This is a genomic window from Bradyrhizobium sp. WSM4872, assembly GCF_055811715.1.
In genome coordinates, this window is the sequence record NZ_JBVVPT010000033.1 from 1 (window position 1) to 20,442 (window position 20,442).

General features: G+C 62.6%; 24 protein-coding genes and 1 tRNA gene. 11 read left to right on the forward strand and 14 right to left on the reverse strand.

Annotated elements, in window-relative coordinates:
• Nucleotides 1–49: 49 nt before the first annotated feature.
• The 3 genes from AC0L3C_RS30570 to AC0L3C_RS30580 all read right to left on the reverse strand — a co-directional run bounded on the left by AC0L3C_RS30570 (nt 50) and on the right by AC0L3C_RS30580 (nt 3,733).
• Entirely contained in the window at nt 50–1,255 is a 1,206-nt protein-coding gene (locus tag AC0L3C_RS30570) for an MFS transporter (RefSeq protein WP_473409795.1), read from the reverse strand.
• A gap of 135 nt (nt 1,256–1,390) precedes the next feature.
• Entirely contained in the window at nt 1,391–2,218 is an 828-nt protein-coding gene (locus tag AC0L3C_RS30575; protein ID WP_473409796.1) for a 3-oxoadipate:acetyl-CoA acetyltransferase, read from the reverse strand.
• A 123-nt stretch (nt 2,219–2,341) separates the two neighbouring features.
• Nucleotides 2,342–3,733 (reverse strand): MFS transporter, encoded by a 1,392-nt coding sequence (locus AC0L3C_RS30580; protein ID WP_473284529.1) that lies wholly within the window; start codon nt 3,731–3,733, stop codon nt 2,342–2,344.
• 350 nt (nt 3,734–4,083) lie between these two features.
• On the opposite strand from AC0L3C_RS30580, the gene AC0L3C_RS30585 reads away from it, so the two are divergent.
• Both AC0L3C_RS30585 and AC0L3C_RS30590 read left to right on the forward strand, forming a co-directional pair.
• On the forward strand, nt 4,084–4,341 hold the full coding sequence (locus AC0L3C_RS30585) for a type II toxin-antitoxin system Phd/YefM family antitoxin (RefSeq protein WP_027567528.1): 258 nt from the start codon (nt 4,084–4,086) through the stop codon (nt 4,339–4,341).
• Nucleotides 4,338–4,721, forward strand: a complete 384-nt coding sequence (locus AC0L3C_RS30590; protein ID WP_473284531.1) for a type II toxin-antitoxin system VapC family toxin — start codon at nt 4,338–4,340, stop codon at nt 4,719–4,721. Before AC0L3C_RS30585 ends, AC0L3C_RS30590 begins: the two co-directional genes overlap by 4 nt.
• Nucleotides 4,722–4,779: 58 nt before the next feature.
• On the opposite strand, the gene AC0L3C_RS30595 is transcribed toward AC0L3C_RS30590, so the two are convergent.
• Genes AC0L3C_RS30595 through AC0L3C_RS30610 form a run of 4 tightly spaced genes read right to left on the reverse strand, consistent with a single transcriptional unit; the run spans nt 4,780 to nt 6,992 of the window.
• Nucleotides 4,780–4,950 carry a hypothetical protein gene (locus AC0L3C_RS30595; protein ID WP_473287601.1) on the reverse strand — a complete coding sequence of 57 codons (171 nt, stop codon included), beginning with the start codon at nt 4,948–4,950 and terminating at the stop codon, nt 4,780–4,782.
• Between the two features lie 36 nt (nt 4,951–4,986).
• Nucleotides 4,987–5,190, reverse strand: coding sequence for a hypothetical protein (locus AC0L3C_RS30600; RefSeq protein WP_007602912.1), 204 nt, complete (start codon nt 5,188–5,190; stop codon nt 4,987–4,989).
• 18 nt (nt 5,191–5,208) lie between these two features.
• The gene (locus AC0L3C_RS30605; protein ID WP_473409797.1) at nt 5,209–6,543 is read right to left on the reverse strand and encodes a PQQ-dependent sugar dehydrogenase; all 1,335 of its coding nucleotides are present in this window, start codon (nt 6,541–6,543) and stop codon (nt 5,209–5,211) included.
• On the reverse strand, nt 6,540–6,992 hold the full coding sequence (locus AC0L3C_RS30610) for a DUF2231 domain-containing protein (protein ID WP_473409798.1): 453 nt from the start codon (nt 6,990–6,992) through the stop codon (nt 6,540–6,542). Before AC0L3C_RS30610 ends, AC0L3C_RS30605 begins: the two co-directional genes overlap by 4 nt.
• 193 nt (nt 6,993–7,185) lie before the next feature.
• Here AC0L3C_RS30610 and AC0L3C_RS30615 point away from each other — a divergent pair, with 193 nt between their 5' ends.
• From AC0L3C_RS30615 to AC0L3C_RS30635, 5 genes are all read left to right on the forward strand, one after another.
• Nucleotides 7,186–8,049, forward strand: a complete 864-nt coding sequence (locus tag AC0L3C_RS30615) for a formate/nitrite transporter family protein (RefSeq protein ID WP_473409799.1) — start codon at nt 7,186–7,188, stop codon at nt 8,047–8,049.
• 95 nt (nt 8,050–8,144) lie between these two features.
• Nucleotides 8,145–8,351 (forward strand): hypothetical protein, encoded by a 207-nt coding sequence (locus tag AC0L3C_RS30620; RefSeq protein WP_473409800.1) that lies wholly within the window; start codon nt 8,145–8,147, stop codon nt 8,349–8,351.
• A gap of 228 nt (nt 8,352–8,579) precedes the next feature.
• Complete coding sequence (locus AC0L3C_RS30625; RefSeq protein ID WP_473409843.1) at nt 8,580–9,038, forward strand: YidB family protein; 459 nt, start codon at nt 8,580–8,582, stop codon at nt 9,036–9,038.
• Between the two features lie 25 nt (nt 9,039–9,063).
• Nucleotides 9,064–9,327 carry a GlsB/YeaQ/YmgE family stress response membrane protein gene (locus AC0L3C_RS30630; RefSeq protein WP_473409801.1) on the forward strand — a complete coding sequence of 88 codons (264 nt, stop codon included), beginning with the start codon at nt 9,064–9,066 and terminating at the stop codon, nt 9,325–9,327.
• A gap of 64 nt (nt 9,328–9,391) precedes the next feature.
• Entirely contained in the window at nt 9,392–9,724 is a 333-nt protein-coding gene (locus tag AC0L3C_RS30635) for a hypothetical protein (RefSeq protein WP_247287070.1), read from the forward strand.
• A gap of 800 nt (nt 9,725–10,524) precedes the next feature.
• Here AC0L3C_RS30635 and AC0L3C_RS30640 read toward each other — a convergent pair.
• Nucleotides 10,525–11,301, reverse strand: a complete 777-nt coding sequence (locus AC0L3C_RS30640; RefSeq protein ID WP_473409802.1) for a hypothetical protein — start codon at nt 11,299–11,301, stop codon at nt 10,525–10,527.
• A gap of 179 nt (nt 11,302–11,480) precedes the next feature.
• Between AC0L3C_RS30640 and AC0L3C_RS30645 the strand changes: the two genes are divergently transcribed.
• On the forward strand, nt 11,481–11,954 hold the full coding sequence (locus tag AC0L3C_RS30645) for a hypothetical protein (RefSeq protein WP_473409803.1): 474 nt from the start codon (nt 11,481–11,483) through the stop codon (nt 11,952–11,954).
• On the opposite strand, the gene AC0L3C_RS30650 is transcribed toward AC0L3C_RS30645, so the two are convergent.
• The 3 genes from AC0L3C_RS30650 to AC0L3C_RS30660 form a co-directional block, all read right to left on the reverse strand.
• Entirely contained in the window at nt 11,943–12,395 is a 453-nt protein-coding gene (locus AC0L3C_RS30650) for a hypothetical protein (RefSeq protein WP_473409804.1), read from the reverse strand. The two genes, AC0L3C_RS30645 and AC0L3C_RS30650, sit on opposite strands and share 12 nt — an antisense overlap.
• 268 nt (nt 12,396–12,663) lie before the next feature.
• A tRNA-Gly gene (locus AC0L3C_RS30655) sits at nt 12,664–12,737 on the reverse strand.
• A gap of 351 nt (nt 12,738–13,088) precedes the next feature.
• Nucleotides 13,089–15,515 carry an ATP-binding protein gene (locus tag AC0L3C_RS30660; protein ID WP_473409805.1) on the reverse strand — a complete coding sequence of 809 codons (2,427 nt, stop codon included), beginning with the start codon at nt 15,513–15,515 and terminating at the stop codon, nt 13,089–13,091.
• A gap of 364 nt (nt 15,516–15,879) precedes the next feature.
• Between AC0L3C_RS30660 and AC0L3C_RS30665 the strand changes: the two genes are divergently transcribed.
• The gene (locus AC0L3C_RS30665; RefSeq protein WP_473409806.1) at nt 15,880–16,593 is read left to right on the forward strand and encodes a substrate-binding periplasmic protein; all 714 of its coding nucleotides are present in this window, start codon (nt 15,880–15,882) and stop codon (nt 16,591–16,593) included.
• Between the two features lie 7 nt (nt 16,594–16,600).
• On the opposite strand, the gene AC0L3C_RS30670 is transcribed toward AC0L3C_RS30665, so the two are convergent.
• Nucleotides 16,601–16,804, reverse strand: coding sequence for a hypothetical protein (locus tag AC0L3C_RS30670; protein WP_473258498.1), 204 nt, complete (start codon nt 16,802–16,804; stop codon nt 16,601–16,603).
• A gap of 29 nt (nt 16,805–16,833) precedes the next feature.
• On the reverse strand, nt 16,834–17,025 hold the full coding sequence (locus AC0L3C_RS30675; protein WP_473258500.1) for a hypothetical protein: 192 nt from the start codon (nt 17,023–17,025) through the stop codon (nt 16,834–16,836).
• A 197-nt stretch (nt 17,026–17,222) separates the two neighbouring features.
• On the opposite strand from AC0L3C_RS30675, the gene AC0L3C_RS30680 reads away from it, so the two are divergent.
• A complete protein-coding gene (locus AC0L3C_RS30680; RefSeq protein ID WP_247287075.1) occupies nt 17,223–17,609 on the forward strand; it encodes a YciI family protein in 387 nt (128 codons plus the stop codon).
• Between the two features lie 9 nt (nt 17,610–17,618).
• On the opposite strand, the gene AC0L3C_RS30685 is transcribed toward AC0L3C_RS30680, so the two are convergent.
• Nucleotides 17,619–18,209, reverse strand: coding sequence for a TMEM175 family protein (locus AC0L3C_RS30685; protein ID WP_473284545.1), 591 nt, complete (start codon nt 18,207–18,209; stop codon nt 17,619–17,621).
• A 129-nt stretch (nt 18,210–18,338) separates the two neighbouring features.
• On the opposite strand from AC0L3C_RS30685, the gene AC0L3C_RS30690 reads away from it, so the two are divergent.
• On the forward strand, nt 18,339–20,396 hold the full coding sequence (locus tag AC0L3C_RS30690; RefSeq protein ID WP_473409807.1) for an ATP-dependent helicase: 2,058 nt from the start codon (nt 18,339–18,341) through the stop codon (nt 20,394–20,396).
• Nucleotides 20,397–20,442 lie beyond the last annotated feature (46 nt).

The window sequence follows — 20,442 nt, forward strand, 5'->3', positions numbered from 1 at the left end:
CGCCCGGCGCAGGGTCACCGGCGCGGTAATTTCCGCAGCGCGAATATTCTCAGGTCACGGCCGCTGCGGCCACCTGCGGCCGCCGGCGGCCGAGCAGGACAAGGATCAGCACCGTGGCGCAGGAGCAGACGAAGGTGAGACCGAGCGCGCCGCGGCTGCCGAACTCGGTGAGCAGGCCGACAAGGAGCGGCGGCGAGACCGCGGAGGCGAGATTGAGCGGCAGCGCGATCATCGACATCGCCTTGGCGAACTCGGCCTGATCGTAAAACACGAGCGGGATCGTCGCCCGCGCCACCGCCATCGCGCCGCTGCCGGCGCCATAGAGCAGGATGAAGGCCGCAACCGCCCAGGTCGCGCCATCGCTCGTCATCAGCAGCAGCATGGCGACCGGGAGCGCCGTGCCGGCGACGAGCCCGGTCGTGATTCCGTCCCACCGCCCTCCGCCGAGAAAATCGAGCCCGCGGGCGCTGACCTGGATCACGCCCAGCATCGAGCCGAACGCAAGCGCCTGCGCCGGGGAAAGCCCCTCCGCCCTCAACAATTCGATCATGATGGCGCCGATGCCGAAATTGACGAAGGCATTCAGCGTGATCGCGGCGACGACGAGGCTGAAGGTGCTCCTGGGAATCGCGGGCGGCGGTGACAACTTCACCGGCTCCCCGCCACGATCACCGGCGATTTTCCGGCGCGGTGCGAGGAACGCATAGAGCGGAAGGTTGATGACGACCATCATCGCCGCATAGACGAGGCACATCCCGCGCCAGCCGAGCAGACCGCTGAGGAACGACGTCGTCGGCCAGAAGATGCTGCTCGACAGGCCCGTCACCAGCATCAGCGCGCCGATGGCATTCTTGGCCTGCCGCCCGGCGACCTCGTTCAGCATGATATAGGCGCCGGTCGAAAGCGTGGCGCTGCCGGCAATGCCGAGGACGATCCAGGCCGCGAAATACAGCGTCGGCTCGCGCGCGAGGGACAGCAGGATGAAGCCCGGCACGGTGAGGACCGTGCCTGAGATCATGACCTTTCGTGCGCCGTGCCGCGCAAACGACTTGGCGAGCCAGGGCGCGCACAGCCCCATCGACACATAGAGAACGGACGTCCCGGCGAACACCGCCGGCAGGCTCATGCCGAGATCGGCCGCGAGATCGCGTCCGACGATGGCGGGAAGACCTATCGTACCCCACCCGACAAGCTGGGAGACCGCAAGCACCAGCAGGACCCCGATGAGCCTGCTGTCAGATTTCAAGAACCGCATTCCAACCGTCGCCTGCCCGGCAGGCGCCGATCACGCCTGTGACGCCAGTCTTACCCGGAGACTCAGCGTACGGAAACGCCGGCCGTCGAATGGCAGCAGGCGGCCGGGAGCATGTCAGGAGGCGGCAGGAGCCGCCTACCCCGCGAGCCCGAGCAGGGATCGCGCCTCGGCCGCAGTCGCCACGCGCCGGCCGTGGCGCGCGACAGCCTCACCGGCGATGGCCACGAGCTCGGCGTTGCTGGCCGCGAGGCGCGCCTTGTCGATCCTGATATTGTCTTCAAGCCCGGTGCGGACCGCATCGGCGCCCCGCGCGAGCGCCCAGCCCATGACCTCGGCCTGGTGGCGTCCGATCCCGGCTGCCGTCCACGTCGCCTTCGGGATCAGCCGCCTAAGCTCTCCCAGCAGGATGTCGAGCACATGCTCGTCCGCGGGCATGGCGTTCTTGACGCCCATGACGAACTGCACATGCGGATGCTGGTCGATCAGCCCTGCCTCGATCAGACGGCGGGCGCCATGCAGATGCGACAAATCGAAGATCTCGATTTCCGGCCGGATGCCATTCGCCTTCATCCCGGTGGCGAGGGTCTCGACCAGCGCGGCGCTGTTCTCGTACACGATGGTCGGAAAGTTCACCGAACCCGTGGACAGCGAGGCCATGTCCGGCTTCAGGTAGAGCGACGATCCGCGCGCCGAGGGATCGCGACCCCGCCCGCCGGTCGAGAACTGAACGATCATGCCAGGACAGTGCTTCCTGATCCCCGCCTGCACCACGGCGAAACGCTCGGGATCGGAGGACGGCGTCTCGTCATCGTTGCGAACATGGATATGGGCGAGCGTGGCACCGGCTTCGAAGGCCTGGTGCGTCGATTCGATCTGTTCGGACGGCAGGATCGGGACCGCGGGATTGTCCTTCTTGCGCGGAACGGAGCCGGTGATGGCGACAGCAATGACAGCAGGGTTCATCTTGCAACCTCATATTGATTGCGCTCACGCGCGCCAAATTCGAATCGGCAGCCTGACTATGCAGTGAGGCCCCGCCGCCGCGAACATCATCGATCGCGGCGGCAGTTGCCTCTACCATATCCGTCAGGTCCGAACCGTGGCAGCCCCGCTCACCGCATCGCCGGCGCGCTGACGGTCATAATCTGCCCGCGGCATCGGAACGGCATTGGGATTGCCGAGATCGTCGATCCTGATCCGATAGGTTTCCCGCGCGGTCAGGGCCGCCAGCGCGGCGATGACCGTGATAGCGAAGGCAATCGCCCCCACCGTCAACGGAATGTTGGTCGAGCCGGGAGGCGCGACGGTCGCAAACAGGGCGGGAAGCAATGCGGTGATGGTGGTTCCGATGTTCTGCGAGATCGCCATCGCCGAGACGCGGGTGCGGGTCGGAAACAGCTCCGGGTAAAAGCTCGGGAAGATCGCGTTGTAGCCCTGATAGACGACGCCCCACATCAGCAGCGACACCAATATTGCCAGCGGCACATTCCTGATGCTGATGGCATAAAGATAGCCGAAAGCGAGCGCGCCCGAGAGCAGCGCGCCGACGACGATCGGAGGCTTGCGGCCGACCTTGTCGGAGAGATTTCCGACGAAGGGAATGACGAACACCGCCAGCATATTTCCGAGCACGGGGATCCATAGATAGACGTCCTTGGCAAAACCGATCCCGTAGGCCGGCTGCACCGCATAGGCCGCGCCGAAGATGGTCGCAACCACAGGAATGACGTTCATCAGGGCCATGCAGATGACCCTGAGCATGTCGCGCCAGCTCAGCCTGATAGCCTGGACGATGGGCGCCCTCGGCGCTTCTCCCCGCTCGCCCTCTCGGGCAAAGGCCGGAGTCTCGTCGACTTCGCGACGAATGATGTAGCCCGCGACGATGACGAAGAAGCTGAGCAGGAAGGGAATGCGCCACCCCCAACTGTTGAAGGCCTCGGTCGGCATGTAGGCCGCCAAGGGCAGGAAGATTGCTGCGGCGAGGATCTGTCCGGCCTGCACGCCCTGAAGGGCGAAGCTGGCATAGAAGCCCCGCCGACCGAACGGCGCGTGCTCCAGGATCATCGAGCTTGCGCCTGAGATTTCGCCGGCAACGGCAAATCCCTGCACGAGGCGCAGAATGACGAGCAGAATTGGCGCCAGGATGCCAACCTGCTGGTAGGTCGGCAGGATACCCACGGCCATCGTCGAGATGCCCATCAGAAACATGCAGACGATGAGAACCGTCTTGCGGCCATGGGTGTCGCCCCAGTGCCCGAGGACGAAGGCACCGATGGGACGAGCCACATAGCCGACGCCATAGGTTGCCAGCGACGCAACGATCGCGACGGTGGGATTCTCCGACGGGAAGAAGATTTGCGGGAAGATCAGCGACGCGGCGGTCGCGTAGATGAAGAAGTCATAGTATTCGAGAGCCGACCCGATCCAGCCGCTCGCAGCGGCCTTCCTGGACTGACTCATCTGATGGGTCGCGGTCATCTCAAGATTCCTCCCTTGGGTTTCTGCTGACGTCCCGTTGGCGGGCTTCGCTCAAAATTGGGCAGCACTCTCCGGCCGCTCTGCGGAGTTTCGCGAGCGCTTGTCACTGCCGATGGGTGTCTGCTTGGTGGCGACGATAGGCTAACGCCGGGCTAACACAATTACCCGGTTATTCGACAAACCTAACACGATGTTATTTTGTGCGAGAGAGCCCACGTCCCGGCGAACACCGCCGGCAGGCTCATGCCGAGATCGGCCGCGAGATCGCGTCCGACGATAGCGGGGTGGGAGGTAGTTGACATTGGACCATTGCATGGTCCATTTTATGAAAATTGAGGAAGGACAATGAGATGCGGGTCTCCGTTACCGACGCAAAAGGACAATTGACCGATCTTGTCCGCCGCGCAGAGGCTGGCGACGAGGTGATCCTGACGCGGCATGGACATCCCGCGGTGCGGCTCGTCCCGGTCAAGCTTCCGCCGGACCGCGCCGCCCGCCGGACACTGCTCGAGGCGGCACGAAGGACCGGCGGGGCCAAAGCTATTCCCGGACCGAGCGCCGCGCGCAGTCAGGACTTTCTTTTCGGCGACGACGGACTGCCGGAATGATCGCGGTCGATACCTCCGCACTGATGGCGATCGTGCTCGACGAACCGCAGGCCGATGCTTGCATCACCGCGCTGGACACCGCCGACGAAATCCTGATCTCGGCGGCCTCCGTTGCAGAAAGCCTGATCGTCGCGGCACGGCGGGGCGTCGACGAAGAGATGAACAAGCTGATTAACGATCTCGGTTTGAACGTGATCTCAGTGACCCAATCTTCGGCCGAACGCGTGGCGCAAATCTACTCGCGTTGGGGCAAAGGCATTCGTCCTGCCGGTCTCAACTTTGGTGACTGCTTCGCCTACGATGTCGCCAAGGAGCATGGCTGCGCACTTCTTTACGTCGGCGACGACTTTGCCAAGACGGATATCGTTGCGGCGGCGTAGTCGACGACCGCCGGGGCGGCGACTTACCGGCCCGAACAGAAAAGCCGCGGGGCAGCCGTCAGGCTGTATGGCCGGGATCCACGTGCTTCGGCGTTTTCTTGTCGCGTTGGGGGGTCATCTTGGCCGGATCCGGCGCATTCGGCACGCCGCGCGGCCCGAGCTGGTCGCGCTGAATGTCGTCTTCGGAGCGGGAGGGCTCAATGCCGTTCGGCTCACGGGGCTTGGTCATCGCAGCCTCCTGAAGTGTTCTGCTCGGGGTGTCCCATCAAATTCCGAGCGCATTCTCGCCGGCTTCGCGGCCGGGCACGCTGACATGGACTTCGTGTCCCTCGCGAAGCGCCAGCGAAGCGGCAGCCACCGCCGACTCGAAGGCCGCTTCCTTGGTGGAGTATCTGTTCCTGACGTCGCCGTCGTGCAGCACGCCCCATTCATCCTGCACGGGCACGATCGTGTATTGAGCAAGGCCCATGGTGAAACTCCTCGAGATCTATCGCTGTGTGAGCTGCGGGTGCGCGGCGGTCACGCGCCACACCGTGTTGCCGCTGTCATCGGCGACCAGCAGCGCGCCGGTCTTGTCGACGGCGACGCCGACGGGCCGCCCGCGCGCCTGGTTGTCGCTGTTGAGGAAGCCGGTGACGACATCTTGCGGCGGGCCGCTCGGCTTGCCGTCCGTGAACGGCACGAACACCACCTTGTAGCCGTTCAAGACCTGCCTGTTCCAACTGCCGTGCTCGCCGACGAAGGCACCGCCGCGATAGGCGGCCGGCAAACTCGCGCTCGTGTTGAAGGCCATTCCAAGCGGCGCGACATGCGAACTCAGCGCATAGTCAGGCACGATCGCCTTGGCGACGAGGTCGGGCCGCTCCGGCTTGACTCGGGGATCGACATGCTGGCCGTAATAGCTGTAGGGCCAGCCATAGAAGCCGCCGTCCTTCACCGATGTCATGTAGTCCGGCACGAGATCGGGACCGAGTTCGTCGCGCTCGTTCACGACTGCCCACAGCGCCCCGGTCTGCGGCTCGAAACTGAGGCCGTTGGGATTGCGCAAGCCGCTTGCGAAGATGCGCCAGCGGCCGCTGGCACGGTCGATCTCGAGGATGGCGGCGCGATTGTGCTCGGCTTCCATGCCGTTCTCGGTGATGTTGCTGTTGGACCCGACGCCGGCATAGAGCTTTGAGCCGTCGGGGCTTGCGACCAGGCTCTTGGTCCAGTGATGGTCGATCGGTCCGCCCGGCAGCTGCGTCAGCACCGTGCCCGGTGCGGTGATCTTGGTATCCCCCTCCGTGTAGGGATATCTGACGATCGCATCGGTGTTGGCGACATAGAGGTCGTTACCGACCAGCGCGACGCCGAACGGCGAGTTGAGATGGTCGAGGAAGACGCTTTGCGTGTCCGGGACGCCGTCGCCATTGCTGTCGCGCAGCAGCGTGATGCGGTTGCTCTCGCCGGTGTCGCCGCCGGATGTCGCCCAGGACTCGATATATCCCATCACGATTTCCTTGGGCCGCTTGATCGGGGCGCCCTTCGGCGCCTTGGATTCCACCACCAGCACGTCGCCGTTGGGAAGCACGTAGAGGAATCGGGGATGCTGCAAGCCGGTCGCGAAGGCCTTGGCCTGCAAACCCTGCGCAACGGCCGGCGTCTCGTCCTTTTTCCAGCCGACGATGCGGGCGATGTGCATCGGCGGCAGCAGATATTGCTGGATGTCGGGTAGCGTCGGGTTGGCGCCCGTTTGCGCCTTCGGATCGCCACTGCCGTCATTGCAGCCGGCCAGAGACAGCAGCGAAGCGCACAACAGCGCCCGAGCGATTGCGGAGTTCATCGCGCAACTCCTACGCCGTGGCGATATACCATTGCCCAGCCGAGCCAGCCGGTGACCGGCAGGATCAATACGGTGATGGCTGAAAGAAGGAGCCCGGTCGGCCACACCGAGGTCCAGGCATCGCGCGTATGGATCAACGCATTGACGGTGGCCAGGACCAGCGCCAGCGCGTTGCCGATCAGATGCGGCCAGGCCGGCGCCTGTGCCCGCACCAGGCGGTTGCCGAGAAAATCGGTCAGACCGGCAATGGCGGCCAGCACGCCGAAGATGACGCCAACGACCAGAAGCCAGGCGGAAAAATCCGCCCACATGATCTCGGCACTGACGACATAGGCGATGTCGGTCAGCAGCGCCCCGATGAAGCACGCGATCGGGATCGGCACCAGCATCGGATGAATCGGATGGCCTGCGATTTGCGCGGTCGAGCGCACACGCAAATTGTCTTGCACGATTGACCTCTTGTCAGATCGCCACCCCTCCCCGGTGGAAAACACCCGCTTCCAGCGAAGGTTCCTGATGGTCGACCACAGCGCCGCCGTGCCTCAACAGCGCTGCGGCGTCGAAGCACTCACGAGGAACCCCTTGCCGGCGCGGGCCTTGATCCGGGCATTGAGATGAACCGGCCCTTCAGGAGACCGCGGAGTGGACCAGCCTGGCGACGGCGCCTCCTTCAATCCAGCCTCGAAGCTCGACGGCGTCTCGCGGCGCCAGACCGAGCAGATCGAATCCCAAAGCCGGCCGAATGCCGCACTCATCCACGAGACGATCCGTGCCGAGGGTGAGCAGGAACTGGAGCGGCGATGGTGGGCCATCGTGCTGTCCGGCCTCGCCGCCGGCCTTTCGATGGGATTGTCCCTGATCGTCCAGGGTGAGTTTCACGCGCTGATTTCCGACGAGGCCACCCGGCGCCTGGTGGCCCCGCTCGGCTACACCGTCGGTTTCCTGGTCGTGGTGCTGGGACGGCAGCAGCTCTTCACCGAGAACACGCTGACACCGATCCTGCCGCTGTTGCACAACAGGGATCTCGCCACGCTGTGGAGCGTGATCAAGCTGTGGGGCTTGGTGCTCGCCTCCAACATCGCGGGAACCTGGGCGGTCGGATCCGTGCTCGCGCACACCAGCATCTTCGAACCACGCATCGTGGACGCCTTCGTGGACCTCAGCCGCCACACCATCGAGGGCACGTTCACGACGACCCTTGTCAGGGCGATCTTTGCCGGCTGGTTGATCGCCTTGATGGCGTGGCTTCTTCCGGCGACCAAGGGATCGCGCGCACACATCATCGTCGTGATGACCTATGTGGTCGCGCTCGGCCAGTTCGCGCACATCATCGCGGGCTCGGTCGAGTGCGCCTTCCTGGTCCAGAGCGGCCGGGCATCGCTCTCACAATATGCCTCGGACTTCTTCGTACCGACACTCCTCGGCAATATTCTGGGCGGAACGACACTGGTGGCCCTGCTGAACTACGGACAGGTCGCCCCCGAAATCGACGACCACAGGGAATAAGGAGCCTGTACAAAAGCTGCCGCCTCGACAGGAACGATGGGCGTGAGCCGCGCTTGCCTCAGCAAATCAACGTGCGGCGACGAGCAGGATCAATCATGAGCACCAATACCAAGAGCCCATTCGACAAGGAACCGGCAGAAGGATCACGCGACATCGTCGATCGTGAATTGCGGCGTGCCGAAGACGCCGCCAACAACAAGGTCGATCATCTCCCCGGCGTGAAGGTCAGCGGGCAGCCCCAGGGCGGCGCAGTCGATCGTGCCCGGAAGCAGCGCGAGGAGAAGGATAGCGAACAGGAATAGAGTCGCTCTGCCGACCCGAAACGCCAAGTCGGTCAAGCGAGACGCATTCAATTCGTTCGGGACTGGCAATGACTGACAGCCCATCGTTCTGAGGAAACGTGGTTCTGGGGAAACGTGGAACTTCCCAGCCCCGCGTATGTTGTGGGCGATGAGTGATGCGGCGGCCAGCACAAGGCGGGGCGCCATTTCTTGCACAGGATTGCCCATCATCGAACTCAGGAGCCGGAAATGAGCCGCGGAATGCCATCGATGACCGCCCTCTTGGGTATGCTCGCAATCGCCGGTTATCAAAATCGGGACAAGCTCGCCGACATGTTTCGCAATGCGACCTCCGGTCAGCCGTCGGGTGCCAAGGATTCCCTGAGCGGCATCATCGGCAATCTTGGCGGCCTTGTGGGAGGCGGCGGCGTCGGTTCCCTGCTGAACGGCGGGATCGGCGAGTTGCTCGAGCACTTCAGACAGAACGGGCAAGGCGATGCGGCTCAATCCTGGATCAATCAGGGGCCAAACCGCGAAGTCAGCCCGCCCGAACTCCAGCAGGCTATCGGTCCGGACGTTCTTCAAAAACTTGAGCAGCAGACCGGCCTGTCTCAGCAGGAGATCCTCGACCGATTGTCGCGCGAGCTTCCGGCAGCGGTGGACAAATACACGCCCGACGGACGTCTTCCGGCGCAATCCGCGGGATAACACTCCTCAAGACTCGAGAAAAGATATGAGCATCATCTGGACGATCATCATCGGGTTCATCGCAGGCGTCATCGCGAAGTTCATCATGCCCGGCGACAACGAGCCCTCGGGTTTCATCCTCACCACGATCCTGGGAATAATAGGCGCGTTCGTTGCGACCTATCTTGGCCAATCCCTCGGCTGGTACCGGCCAGGAGAAGGCGCAGGACTCGTGGGGGCAGTGGTAGGCGCCATCATCGTGCTTTTCGTCTACGGTTTTGTAGCCGGTCGCAGCCGTCGGGCCATCTAACCACAGTGGACGGAATTCCGCGCGTTAGCGGAGAATTCGCCCGGCGCGAAAGGCGATCGGCAAGATGAAATGGATGCTTGTTGTCCTGGTAGGAGGCATGACCCCGGTCAACACCGACCTGGTTTTCGACAAGTTTGCCGATTGCCTTGCCGCCGAGGAGCAGATGCGAAAGCACTATACGGACGCTTTCGAGGCTTGGGACCGATGGGCCGCGGCCAATATCGAGCGACGACGCGAATACTCGAAGGTGCGCGACCTTCAGGCCAAACGGCTGCTCAGCAACATCGGTACGTGCGTTCCTCACGCAGGCGGCGAAGCCGCAGCGCCTCAGCAATTGAGCAATCCGGCACCTTCTCCGCAAGCCACACCTGCGCCGCAGCCAAGCCCAAAAACGTGACGTTTGAGCCCCTAAAAGCCCCCTGGCACGCCGCTAACCCGAGACTTTTTAAGGAGATCAGCATTGAGCGACAGGACCGGCAATGAACCTGCACCCTTGGTGCTTCTCGGCGTGGCAATTATCCCGATCGTTGCGGTGTTGGCGTGGTTCGCTTTCTAGCTTTGAACTTTTTCCGCGATCGCGCGTCATACAGTCGAAGCGTCCCTAAGCTTCACCCGAAAGCCCCGCTTCCCCCAGGCGGGGTTTTTGCTGTCGGCGCTGCATCAACGCACCGATCTTTTCAAGCGCCCTTTTGGCTTGACCACTTTTTCCCGATGCAGCAGCCTAGATATGGGCAGGGTTTTGAGGAGGCACAATTGCCGAAAACCCTAGTGGAATTCAGAGCGCAGAACCTTCGTTTACTTGAGCAGCTTTGTCCGGACGATCCGGGCTACATTCAATCGTGGATCAGGAAGTTCGACCAGCAGAATGGGATCGAACCTGAAGCTCCTGCGAAGTCCCGCCGGGAGCGAGGTGTTGCTTCACCCAAGAAGGCAAGGTCCGGCGCCCGAACCAATTGAGCGCGTGGTTTCCTTCGCTCGGCGCCGGACGCTACGGCCAAGAGGCGCTGGGCTTAGGCAGCTCGCTGCCTTTTCCGGGGAGCGCTCGCCTTTGCCTTCAACTTACACTCGCTGCCTGAAGATCAGCACCAGCTTTTCCGGGAGCGATCGCTTGTCGTGGGAGCCGTCGAGGGATCTGAGGAAGAGGATCATTTGGCAAGGATACGGTCACGACGGCACGCCGCATCTGACAGTCGATCTTCAGCCGTGCGTCGGAATGAGCCAAATCACAAGCTGGACAAGACCAACAAGCAAGCCAACGCATGCGCTGATACCCGCGACGAGCCGCGCCTTCCGGCTTTCGAGTAATCTGTCAATGAAGTTCAAGAAACCATGGCCGGCTGTTTTGAGCTTTCCCTTGACGGCCTGTGTAATAACGAAACTAAAAAAGCCAACCTTAGCTATGGTGGACGTATTCATTCTGATGAAGTCTTTGGCCTTAAATGCCTCAGATTCCTCTTTGCCGGATAGGAAGCCCTGTACCTTGCTGCCGTTTAGCTCCATCAACGACAGCATTTTTGGATCTGGAGCGTAGTCTTCGCCATAGCGATTTTTCAAAACGTCGTTCAGGTTGATCCGAACTTCAATCGGAATGCTTGGGGGTTCTTGGCCAGTAAGCACCCGATATCGATGTTCGATATGCTCAAAGCCAAAGGTAACATTACGCATGTTCCAATGGACCCAGTACTTTTCTCGCCGATCCCGCACGAAGTTGTAAAAATGCGTAAGCAACTCCCGCTCGATCTCGTCGTATTTTCCTTCCACCTCATCGGGCGGTATATGGAGATATTCTGCGGTCGTGTGCGTCGAAAAACTAACAGTCTGTGCAGACGTAAAGTGCCGCACCACGATGGAAGTTATTCTAGGAGACAACGCGCCCGCTTCGGCATCAAATAGCGACTGAGATGAATAGTGGATGATGTAGAAACGGTCCGGGTGCTCTTTAATCTCACTAAAGAATTTTTCCGCACTGGCCACAGTTCAGCTCCTAACGCATCTTCCTCGGCTGGCAGAAATTCCGCCAAGTTCACTCAGCGGATCCGGAGAGAATCGATATTCGAATTGGATAGCATGGAAACAATAAAAGCAACGCCAAGGAGAAACACGGTCGCATCGCAACCTATGTGCTGGCTGCAGAAAAACCACGGAGACCCACAATGACTATCGTTCAGTGGCTTGTTGCGGCTGGTACGAGCGCATTCGTTGCTTTGATCGGCTACTTTCAATATCGCACTGCAAAATTGAAACTTGCACTCGACCTGTTTGATCGCCGTCACGCCGTCTACCTGGTCGTAAGAGCCGCATTGAGAAATGTTTCATCCAAAGGGTCGCTAGATCAAAAAGAAGAGTTTGAACTCGGTGACACGATCGAGTCGGCATATTTTTTCTTTGGAGACGACGTCATCACATACCTGAAGGCTTTCCAGCAGAACGTTATCGACGTGAATGTTTTCTCCGCAGAGATGGTCGATATGCGAGACTCATCGGAGAAGGCAGAAGCGATCAAAAAGGTCAGGACCGCCAAAGAGCGTATCTTCAAATTTTACGAAGAGGGGCAGCCGCTGTTTGCTCGCTACATGCGGTTCGACGAACAGTTACCGTCTGGTCTGAGTGATCGGCTAACTGGATAACCAAGCGACGAATTCGCTCCATGACCACACCTCGACCGATAAGCCGGCGCGCTGAATCTTTGAGGCGAGCCGGGTTTCGTTTGTTACGAGAGCATCGGCCTGCCCCGCCGCCGTTGCCGCTATCAGCGCGTCCTCTGCGTGGTTTGGATTTCCAAACATCATGGCGACGATTGAGGCATTCACTTCGTCAGTGCCCCAACTGCTTTCATCCCACTTCGACACATCCCAAACCGCGCCGGTAGTCGGTACGCTCTCAGACATCCCGTAAATTTTCATCAGAGCGGCACGTTTCGGCTCTGGCGCCAGCGACAACTCATCGCGCTGAACATGCGTGCTCACGAGTCGCAATCGACTGTCAGCGATACGTTGATTGATCGCACTGAGTACGGACTGATCCGCTGCAATCAAGTCGTGCACGTTACTGTCGAGCATGACGCGCATGTGCAATTCCGACGTTCAGAAAACAGCCGCATAATCTTCTTACGTAACAGCGCGTACGTCATCGAACTTCACGCAAGCTCATAAAACCGCACGAAATCAATGAGAGCAATCATTCCTATTTTCGACATCTAGTTAAAGTGATTCAGTTATTTTCCTGCTGCGCCCGATAAGCGCCCCAAGAAAATTGCGCATAACTTTGGGGGACTCTTGACGGAGTTCACACTCAATGCAACACATTGAATCTTAAGTGATATTCGCGATATCGAGTTGGAGCGGGTGAAGGGAATCGAACCCTCGTATTCAGCTTGGAAGGCTGCTGCTCTACCATTGAGCTACACCCGCGACAGGGGCTCCCTAACACGGCCGGGCGGCGGTCTCAACTACCCAGGATCACCTGCCCAAGACAAGATCAACCGCCCAATCGACTGCTTTCCAGCGCCTTCCGGCCCTGCGAACAGCCGCTGGTTCCTCCGACCCGCCTCCCCTTAACAACACCGGAATTGCCGCCTATATTGATGTCTTCTGCAACCAACGAAAGGAGGTGATCCAGTGTCTCTTACCAAGCGCTGTCACCTCGCTGGGATCGCCCGCTAAGCTTTGAATAAAGGCTTGGCATCGGGGCGCTCTCAGCCCTGGACCAGCGAGCAAGAAATCGGGCGCGACGGGGCCTCCCCGCCGCGCCTTTTTCGTGGGTCACGCGCCTGCTGCGCAGGCGGGCGGCTCGCCGCCGAGCACCTCGCGGACCCTCAATGACAGGTCCGCCTTCCGGTACGGCTTCCTCAGCAGCGCAACGCCGGAACCGAGATGACCCTCGTGGTCGAGGGCGTTGTCGGTATAGCCGGACGTATAGAGCACCCTCATCCCCGGGCGGAGGCGCCGCACGGCCTCGGCCAATTCCTGCCCGTTCATGCCGCCGGGCATGATGATGTCGGTGAACAGCAGATCGAATTGGGCACCCTGCTGCACCAGCGCAAGGGCGGTTGCGCCGTCGCCGGCTGCGAGGGTGCGATAGCCGAGGCTGCCGAGCTGGGCGATGACATAGCCCTGCACCAGCGGATCGTCCTCGACGACGAGAATCGTCTCGTGCCCGCGTGCCGCCGCGGGCGCCTGCAGTGGCCCGGTCATGGCCTGCGCTCCGCCCGCAGATCGCGGCAGAAACAGCCGAATCACGGTGCCGCGGCCCTCCTCACTCTCGATCGCGACGCTGCCGCCGCTCTGCTTGGCGAAGCCGTAGACCATGCTGAGGCCGAGCCCGGTGCCGCGACCGACCCCTTTGGTGGTAAAGAACGGTTCGAACACGCGGTCGCGGAGGTCGGCGGGGATGCCATGGCCGGTGTCGGCCACCGCGACCATGATGAAGGCGCCGCGCGTGGCGTCGCCGTCACCAGCACCATCCGCGCCATCGAATTCGCGGTTCGCGGTCTCGAGCGTCAGCGTGCCCCCGCCAGGCATCGCATCGCGCGCATTGACGGCGAGATTGATGATCGCCGACGACAGCTGCGACGGATCGGCCATCGCCGGCCAGGCGTCGTCCGCGAGGCGGGTGACGATTTCGACGTTTCCGCCCAGGGTCGGCTTCAACAGCTTCGCCGTCTCGAGCACGAGGCCGTTGACGTCGATCTCGCGCGGCTCCAGCGGCTGGCGACGCGCAAAGGTCAGGAGCTGCGAGGTGATCTCCGCGCCTCGCGCCGCCGCATCGTCGATGAGCTGGGCGATCGCGGCCAGGTCGGGCTTGTCCGTCAGCCCCTCCCGGATGATCTCGATGGTGCCGGTGATGACAGTGAGCACGTTGTTGAAGTCATGCGCGACGCCACCGGTGAGCTGACCGATCGCATCCATCTTCTGCGACTGGCGAAGCCGCTCCTCAGTCTCGTGCTGCTCGGTCAGATCGGTTGCCGAACCACGATACCCCATGAATCGTCCGTCGGCACCCAACACCGGCTGGCCGTTGACGCTGAAATGGCGCACGCGGCCAGCCGCATCGCGGCCGCGATACTCGAACTTCCGGAACGGCTCGTGGCGATCCAGCGTCGCCAGGTGACCGCGCCATTTCTGCGGCTCGGCATCGCGGTCGAAGGCGGCATCTGAGCGGCGCCTCCCGATCAGCGTCCTCGGGTCCATGCCGAAAGCATCCGCCCGATCCGAAATGTAGGTGAACACGTGATCCGGGCCGGTCTCCCAGAACCAGTCGGATGCGGTCTCGGCATAATCACGGAAGCGCTGCTCGCTCGCGCGGGCGTTCTCCTCGGCGTGCCGCCGGATCTTCAGGTCACGCTCGAGATTCTCATTGGCCTCGCGCAGCTCGCCATAGGCATGTTCGAGGTTGGCGCACATCGCGTTGAAAGCAACAACCACCTTGTCCAGCTCGTCGGCCTCGTAAGGCGGCCGGCGCTCCAGGCGCAGCGGCGGCGGCGGCCGTCCGAGGCTGTATTTGCCGACGTACTCGGCGATGGCGACGAGATGCCGGGTCACCAGCAGATGAAACATGTAGATGATGAACAACGAGACGAGGAACGTCTTTGCCGCCTGGCTGGCCAGAATGACGAGGGCCCTGTTCAGCAATTGCTGGTAGACGTCGGTCAGCGTCGCCTCGACCCGGAGCGTGCCGATGGCACGCGAGGTCCCCTGCACCATGGTGCTCAGCGGAAATTCCCGGGTCATGATCGAACGGGTGTTTCGCTCGCCGACTTCGACACGGATCGGATTGGGCCGATCGGCGATTTCGCGGACCTCCGCCGCACGGATCTCAGGCAGCCGCAGAATGCCATCGAGCTGGAGCTTGAGCTGGTTCTGGTCGAGATTCCACAGGCTCTCTCCGAGGCTGCCCGTGGTACTGCGGCCGATCTCGTCCAGCCGCGTCTCGATCAGTCCGACCTCACGATTGTAATCCAGATAGAGCTGGAGCGCGGTCAGGGTCAGCGTCACGACCGAGGAGAACAGCAGCACGGCGGCAAGCAGCCGGGGCCCCACGCCGCTGCGCGACCAGTTGAAGATGCGCGACAGGAGTGCCGCGAACATCGCAGGCGCGAGCGCGGCGCCGATGCCGGTCAAATCCTGCTTCGCAGCCGCCGGCGCAATGGCGCGGCCGCGCTTGGTCTCATCGTCACCTGCGTTGCCCATGCACCACGTCCCCGAAAATGGCGGCACCTGCTCAGCCTACCGGCCGCAACCGCGAGCGAAGTGAACGGTTGAGGCCCTGCCTCAGCACGCGATACACGTGGCGATCCTGTCGGCCGATAATCCTGCCGGCCCTTGGGCGACTTGAGCTCGACGGGGTCATTCTTGCGCCCAGCAACAGGATTCCCAGGCAAACTACCATCTCGCGTGCTAGAATGACATCGGTGAAAGTCCGGAGCCGCCCGCACAGCAGGAAGGCGCTGTCAACGTTGCGGACCGGCGCAGCTGCCATCTCCGGTAGATCGCGCGGCACCGGAATCCGGTGGTAGCAGAGCACGCCCAAAAGGCATGACCAGGGAGATGCGGCATGAGGCGGATAGTCGTGGTCTGCCTCTTGCTGCTCGCGGCAAGCCCGTCGCAGGCGCAAGAGGTCATCCGGCTCGCACGCATCGCCGATATCCCCGATCAATATGTCGGCGGCGAGATGCTCCGCGCGGTCTATGCCCGGCTGAACATCAATCTCGAATTCGAGGATGTCCCCGGCAAGCGCGCACTCACGCTGTCGAGTACCGGCGAGGTCGACGGCGAGGTCCAGCGGATCGGAACGCTCTCTCGCGACTATCCGACGCTGATCCAGGTGACACCTGCGATCAATTACATCGAGCCCACTGTCTTCACCACGAAACTGCAGTTCGACGTCGCCGGCTGGAATTCAATCAGGGACTACAGCATCGGCATCGTACGCGGCGTCGGCTCGTCGGAAGCCGGTACGCGCGGCATGACCCGGGTCACGGCGACCACAAGCCTCGACAACATGGTCAAGATGCTCGATGCCGACCGCTTCGACGTGATGGTCACCGACCTCTTCAGCGGGTTGGCTGCGGTGAGGAAACTCAATCTCCAGGCCAGGATCCGTCCGCTCTCACCGCCACTCGAGCGCATCAGCATCTACCACCATCTGCATGAACGGCATCGCGATCTCGTGCCGAAGGTCGGAAGGATAATCGAGCAGATGGAGGCGAGCGGCGAACTCGCCCGGTTGCGGGAAACGCTGATCAAACAGGTGCTGAGCGGGATGTGACACCCGGTCAGTTCGTGCGAGTCCGCTCCCGCACCGCAACTGCGGCGATCAACAGCCCGACGCACCAGGCCATGGCCGCACGCGGCGGCTCGCCGCCGAGAAGCACGGTGAAGATGCCCGCAAGCAGGCATGGCGCGATCGCCTTGCCGGACCTGCTCGCGAGCGAGAGCAGGAACGGCATCGCGGCGATCGATATCTGCACGACGTTCATTGTCGCAGGCTGTTTTGCAAGCGTCGGGCTTAGAAGCCGCAAACGTTCATCGCGCGCGGGCGCTTGCCGCGCCGGCTTTCGACGATGCGCTCGCCGCCGCTCTCGGCCGAGCTGCCGTAATAGCGGTGGTGGCCGCTCTGGTCGTGCAGATCCGCAGCGTCCGACTTTCCCGCCCGACGCGCGTCGCAGATGATCTTGCAGATAATCTTGATGGTCGACATGGCCGCCTCCGAAGTGTTCTTGGTGGCCATCAGTCGCGCCGATTTCGAGCGGCGTTCACACCTTTCGGCCGCAATCGGGTTTCGGGAAGGTTTCGTCGCCGCACCCCGCGACGCAATATTTTCCGCAGCCCCATTGTCGGCTGCGACGGTGGTGATACGTCCTTGGGACGCGCGCAGCGAAAATCAACGAGGTGACGATGCTTTACGCCATCCTGGCCTATCACGTGGAAGACGAGATCTTGTCCTGGACGCCCGAGAAGGACGCCGCGGTCGTGGCCAAAGTCATTGAGGTTCAGGCTCCGCTGCGGGCAAGCGGGCATTTTGGCCCGGCCGCCCGCCTGGATGAGACGCGAAAGGCCCGCACCCTACGGGGCCCCGGCGCGGGCGTGGTGCTGGACGGCCCGTTTGCCGAGACCAAGGAGCAGCTTCTGGGCTTCCACCTCGTCGAATACGACACGGACGAGGAGGCGATCGCGGCCGCGCGGACCCTGCGCCAGGTCAATCCGTCAGCGGTCTACGAAATCCGCCCGGTCAAGCTTTACGTGCCGGCCGACGGGTTCGGCACGACACCTTCCGGCGAATGAGCGGCAGGCCTAATTGTCCGTCCCGGTCGGCCCGACATAGAAGCGCTGGATCAGCAGCCCGCCGAAGGCGATGAACCACACGAACGGCGCGACTTGCGGCGCGAACGCCGCAACGACGGTGCCCGGGATGAACACCAGCAGCGGAAACAGCGAGGCCATCATCTCGTGGCGCCAGCCGCCCAGGATCCGCCACCACAGCCAGGCATTGAGGCCGGCGATCGCGGTCAGGTGCAGGCCGTAGAGCACGGCGACCGCACTGCTCACGGGGTAGTTGGTGTAGAGGCCGTTGGTCACCGGCAGCAGCACGATCGACAGCAGGAAAAACAGATTGAGGATCACCGCGCCGCGGCTGCCGACGGGCTGGCGCGCCAGCCGCCGGTGATGGCTGATCCAGAACACGCCGGCGATGATGAAGCTGAGCGCAAGACCCGCGAGCTTGCCGGAGTAGACCCGGGCGAGATCGTTCCAGTCGGGCGCGCTGGTGAAGACCGCGGCCCTGGGCAGGTCGTAGGCGAGCAGCGTCATGGCGACGCCAAAGATGGTGTTGCTGAGCGATTCCAGCCGTCGCATCTCGAACTGGTCGGATTTGAGCTCGGTCATGCCGGGTGGGCGCTTTTTCGGACTGGAACCTCGGGCCGTCTTGTCCCTAGGTCTTAACATCGGTCTCGTCCAGACGCATTGCGATTCGCAGCGGGATCGCCGACTCTGGCTGTTTCACCGGGGCGATTCGTGGCGACATATCTGGACACGCTCAATGCGGAGCAGCGCCGCGCCGTGGAGCATGGCGTGGCCGATGGTGCGACCGTGGGCGCGCCCCTGCTCGTCATCGCCGGTGCGGGCTCCGGCAAGACCAACACGCTGGCCCACCGGGTCGCGCATTTGATCGTCGCGGGCAGCGATCCGCGCCGCATCCTGTTGATGACGTTCTCGCGGCGCGCCGCAGCCGAGATGGCCGGCCGGGTCGAGCGCATCGCCCGAAAAGTCCTCGGCGAGAACAATGCCGCGGTCATGCGCGACGCGCTCGCCTGGGCCGGCACCTTCCATGGCATCGGCGCACGGTTGCTGCGCGAATACGCCGAGCGGATCGGCGTCGATCCTGCCTTCACCATCCACGACCGCGAGGATTCCGCCGACCTGATGAACCTGGTCCGGCACGAGCGCGGATTGTCGAAGACGGAGAGCCGCTTTCCCGCCAAGGGCACCTGCCTGTCGATCTACTCGCGCTGCGTCAATGCCGAGATGGAGATCGAGAAGGTGTTGGGGGTGCATTATCCCTGGTGCGCAGGCTGGGCGGCCGAGCTGAAGGGCCTGTTCGCGGCCTATGTCGAGGCCAAGCAGGCCCAGCACGTGCTCGATTACGACGATCTCCTGCTCTACTGGTCGCAGATGATGAGCGATGCGCTGATCGCGGAAGAAATCGGCGGCCGCTTCGATCACATATTGGTCGACGAATATCAGGACACCAACCGCCTGCAATCCTCGATCCTGCTGGCGCTGAAGCCGGATGGACGCGGCCTCACCGTCGTCGGCGACGACGCGCAGTCGATCTATTCGTTCCGCGCCGCTACGGTCCGCAACATCCTGGATTTTCCGCAGAGCTTCTCGCCCCGCGCCGAGATGATCACACTCGACCGCAATTACCGCTCGACGCAACCCGTGCTGGCGGCGGCCAACGGCGTCATCGGTCTGGCGCGCGAGCGCTTCACAAAAAACCTCTGGACCGACCGCAGCTCCACGCAAAAACCACAACTCGTCACCGTGCATGATGAGACCGACCAGGCCCGCTACATCGTCGAGGAGGTGCTGGCCAATCGCGAGCAAGGCGCGCTCTTGAAGCACCAGGCGGTGCTGTTCCGGACCTCCTCGCATTCGGGCCCGCTGGAGATCGAGCTCACCCGCCGCAACATTCCCTTCGTCAAGTTCGGCGGGCTCAAGTTTCTCGACGCCGCGCATGTCAAGGACGTGCTGGCGCTGCTGCGCTTCACCGAGAATCCGCGCGACCGCGTCGCTGGCTTCCGCATCCTGCATCTGTTGCCGGGCATCGGTCCGGCGACGGCGCAGCGTGTGCTCGACCAGATGGCGGAGAGCTCCGATCCGCTCGCCGCGCTCGGCCAGCTCCCGGTGCCCCCGCGCACCGGCGCGGACTGGACCGACTTCGTCCGCACCATCGAAAATTTGCGCTATTCGGAATGGCCGGCCGATCTCGAACGCGTGCGGCTCTGGTACGAGCCGCATCTCGATCGCCTGCACGAGGATTCCGAGACCCGCCGCGCCGATCTGATGCAGCTCGAGCAGATCGCGAGCGGCTACGCCTCGCGCGAGAAATTCCTGACCGAGCTCACGCTCGACCCGCCGGATGCGACCAGCGACAAATCCGGGCCACCCTTGCGCGACGAGGACTATCTGATCCTCTCCACCATCCACTCCGCCAAGGGCCAGGAGTGGAAATCGGTGTTCGTGCTCAATGTCGTCGACGGCTGCATGCCCTCGGATCTCGGCGCCGGTACCAGCGCCGAGCTCGAGGAGGAACGCCGCCTGCTTTATGTCGCGATGACGCGTGCCAAGGACGATCTGCACCTCGTGGTGCCGCAGCGCTTCTTCGTCCACGGCCAGGCCGCCAAGGGCGACCGCCACGTCTACGCCTCGCGCACCCGCTTCATCCCGGAGCAGCTCGTCTATCTGTTCGAGCGGACCGCCTGGCCGAAAGCCGGCGCCGGCGCGGCCCGCACGGCGGCGCAAGGGCCGAAGATCGACATCGGGGCGAGGATGCGGGGGATGTGGCGGTAAGCGAAGCAAGCAAGAACCGATAATTACGAAGGGCGCCTTGCGACCC

Coding starts and splice junctions, on each gene's coding strand:
- AC0L3C_RS30570 (WP_473409795.1), bottom strand. CDS start 1,255: ATGCGGTTCTTGAAATCTGACAGCAGGCTCATCGGGGTCCTGCTGGTG.
- AC0L3C_RS30575 (WP_473409796.1), bottom strand. CDS start 2,218: ATGAACCCTGCTGTCATTGCTGTCGCCATCACCGGCTCCGTTCCGCGC.
- AC0L3C_RS30580 (WP_473284529.1), bottom strand. CDS start 3,733: ATGACCGCGACCCATCAGATGAGTCAGTCCAGGAAGGCCGCTGCGAGC.
- AC0L3C_RS30585 (WP_027567528.1), top strand. CDS start 4,084: ATGCGGGTCTCCGTTACCGACGCAAAAGGACAATTGACCGATCTTGTC.
- AC0L3C_RS30590 (WP_473284531.1), top strand. CDS start 4,338: ATGATCGCGGTCGATACCTCCGCACTGATGGCGATCGTGCTCGACGAA.
- AC0L3C_RS30595 (WP_473287601.1), bottom strand. CDS start 4,950: ATGACCAAGCCCCGTGAGCCGAACGGCATTGAGCCCTCCCGCTCCGAA.
- AC0L3C_RS30600 (WP_007602912.1), bottom strand. CDS start 5,190: ATGGGCCTTGCTCAATACACGATCGTGCCCGTGCAGGATGAATGGGGC.
- AC0L3C_RS30605 (WP_473409797.1), bottom strand. CDS start 6,543: ATGAACTCCGCAATCGCTCGGGCGCTGTTGTGCGCTTCGCTGCTGTCT.
- AC0L3C_RS30620 (WP_473409800.1), top strand. CDS start 8,145: ATGAGCACCAATACCAAGAGCCCATTCGACAAGGAACCGGCAGAAGGA.
- AC0L3C_RS30625 (WP_473409843.1), top strand. CDS start 8,580: ATGAGCCGCGGAATGCCATCGATGACCGCCCTCTTGGGTATGCTCGCA.
- AC0L3C_RS30630 (WP_473409801.1), top strand. CDS start 9,064: ATGAGCATCATCTGGACGATCATCATCGGGTTCATCGCAGGCGTCATC.
- AC0L3C_RS30635 (WP_247287070.1), top strand. CDS start 9,392: ATGAAATGGATGCTTGTTGTCCTGGTAGGAGGCATGACCCCGGTCAAC.
- AC0L3C_RS30645 (WP_473409803.1), top strand. CDS start 11,481: ATGACTATCGTTCAGTGGCTTGTTGCGGCTGGTACGAGCGCATTCGTT.
- AC0L3C_RS30650 (WP_473409804.1), bottom strand. CDS start 12,395: ATGCGCGTCATGCTCGACAGTAACGTGCACGACTTGATTGCAGCGGAT.
- AC0L3C_RS30660 (WP_473409805.1), bottom strand. CDS start 15,515: ATGGGCAACGCAGGTGACGATGAGACCAAGCGCGGCCGCGCCATTGCG.
- AC0L3C_RS30665 (WP_473409806.1), top strand. CDS start 15,880: ATGAGGCGGATAGTCGTGGTCTGCCTCTTGCTGCTCGCGGCAAGCCCG.
- AC0L3C_RS30670 (WP_473258498.1), bottom strand. CDS start 16,804: ATGAACGTCGTGCAGATATCGATCGCCGCGATGCCGTTCCTGCTCTCG.
- AC0L3C_RS30675 (WP_473258500.1), bottom strand. CDS start 17,025: ATGTCGACCATCAAGATTATCTGCAAGATCATCTGCGACGCGCGTCGG.
- AC0L3C_RS30680 (WP_247287075.1), top strand. CDS start 17,223: ATGCTTTACGCCATCCTGGCCTATCACGTGGAAGACGAGATCTTGTCC.
- AC0L3C_RS30685 (WP_473284545.1), bottom strand. CDS start 18,209: ATGACCGAGCTCAAATCCGACCAGTTCGAGATGCGACGGCTGGAATCG.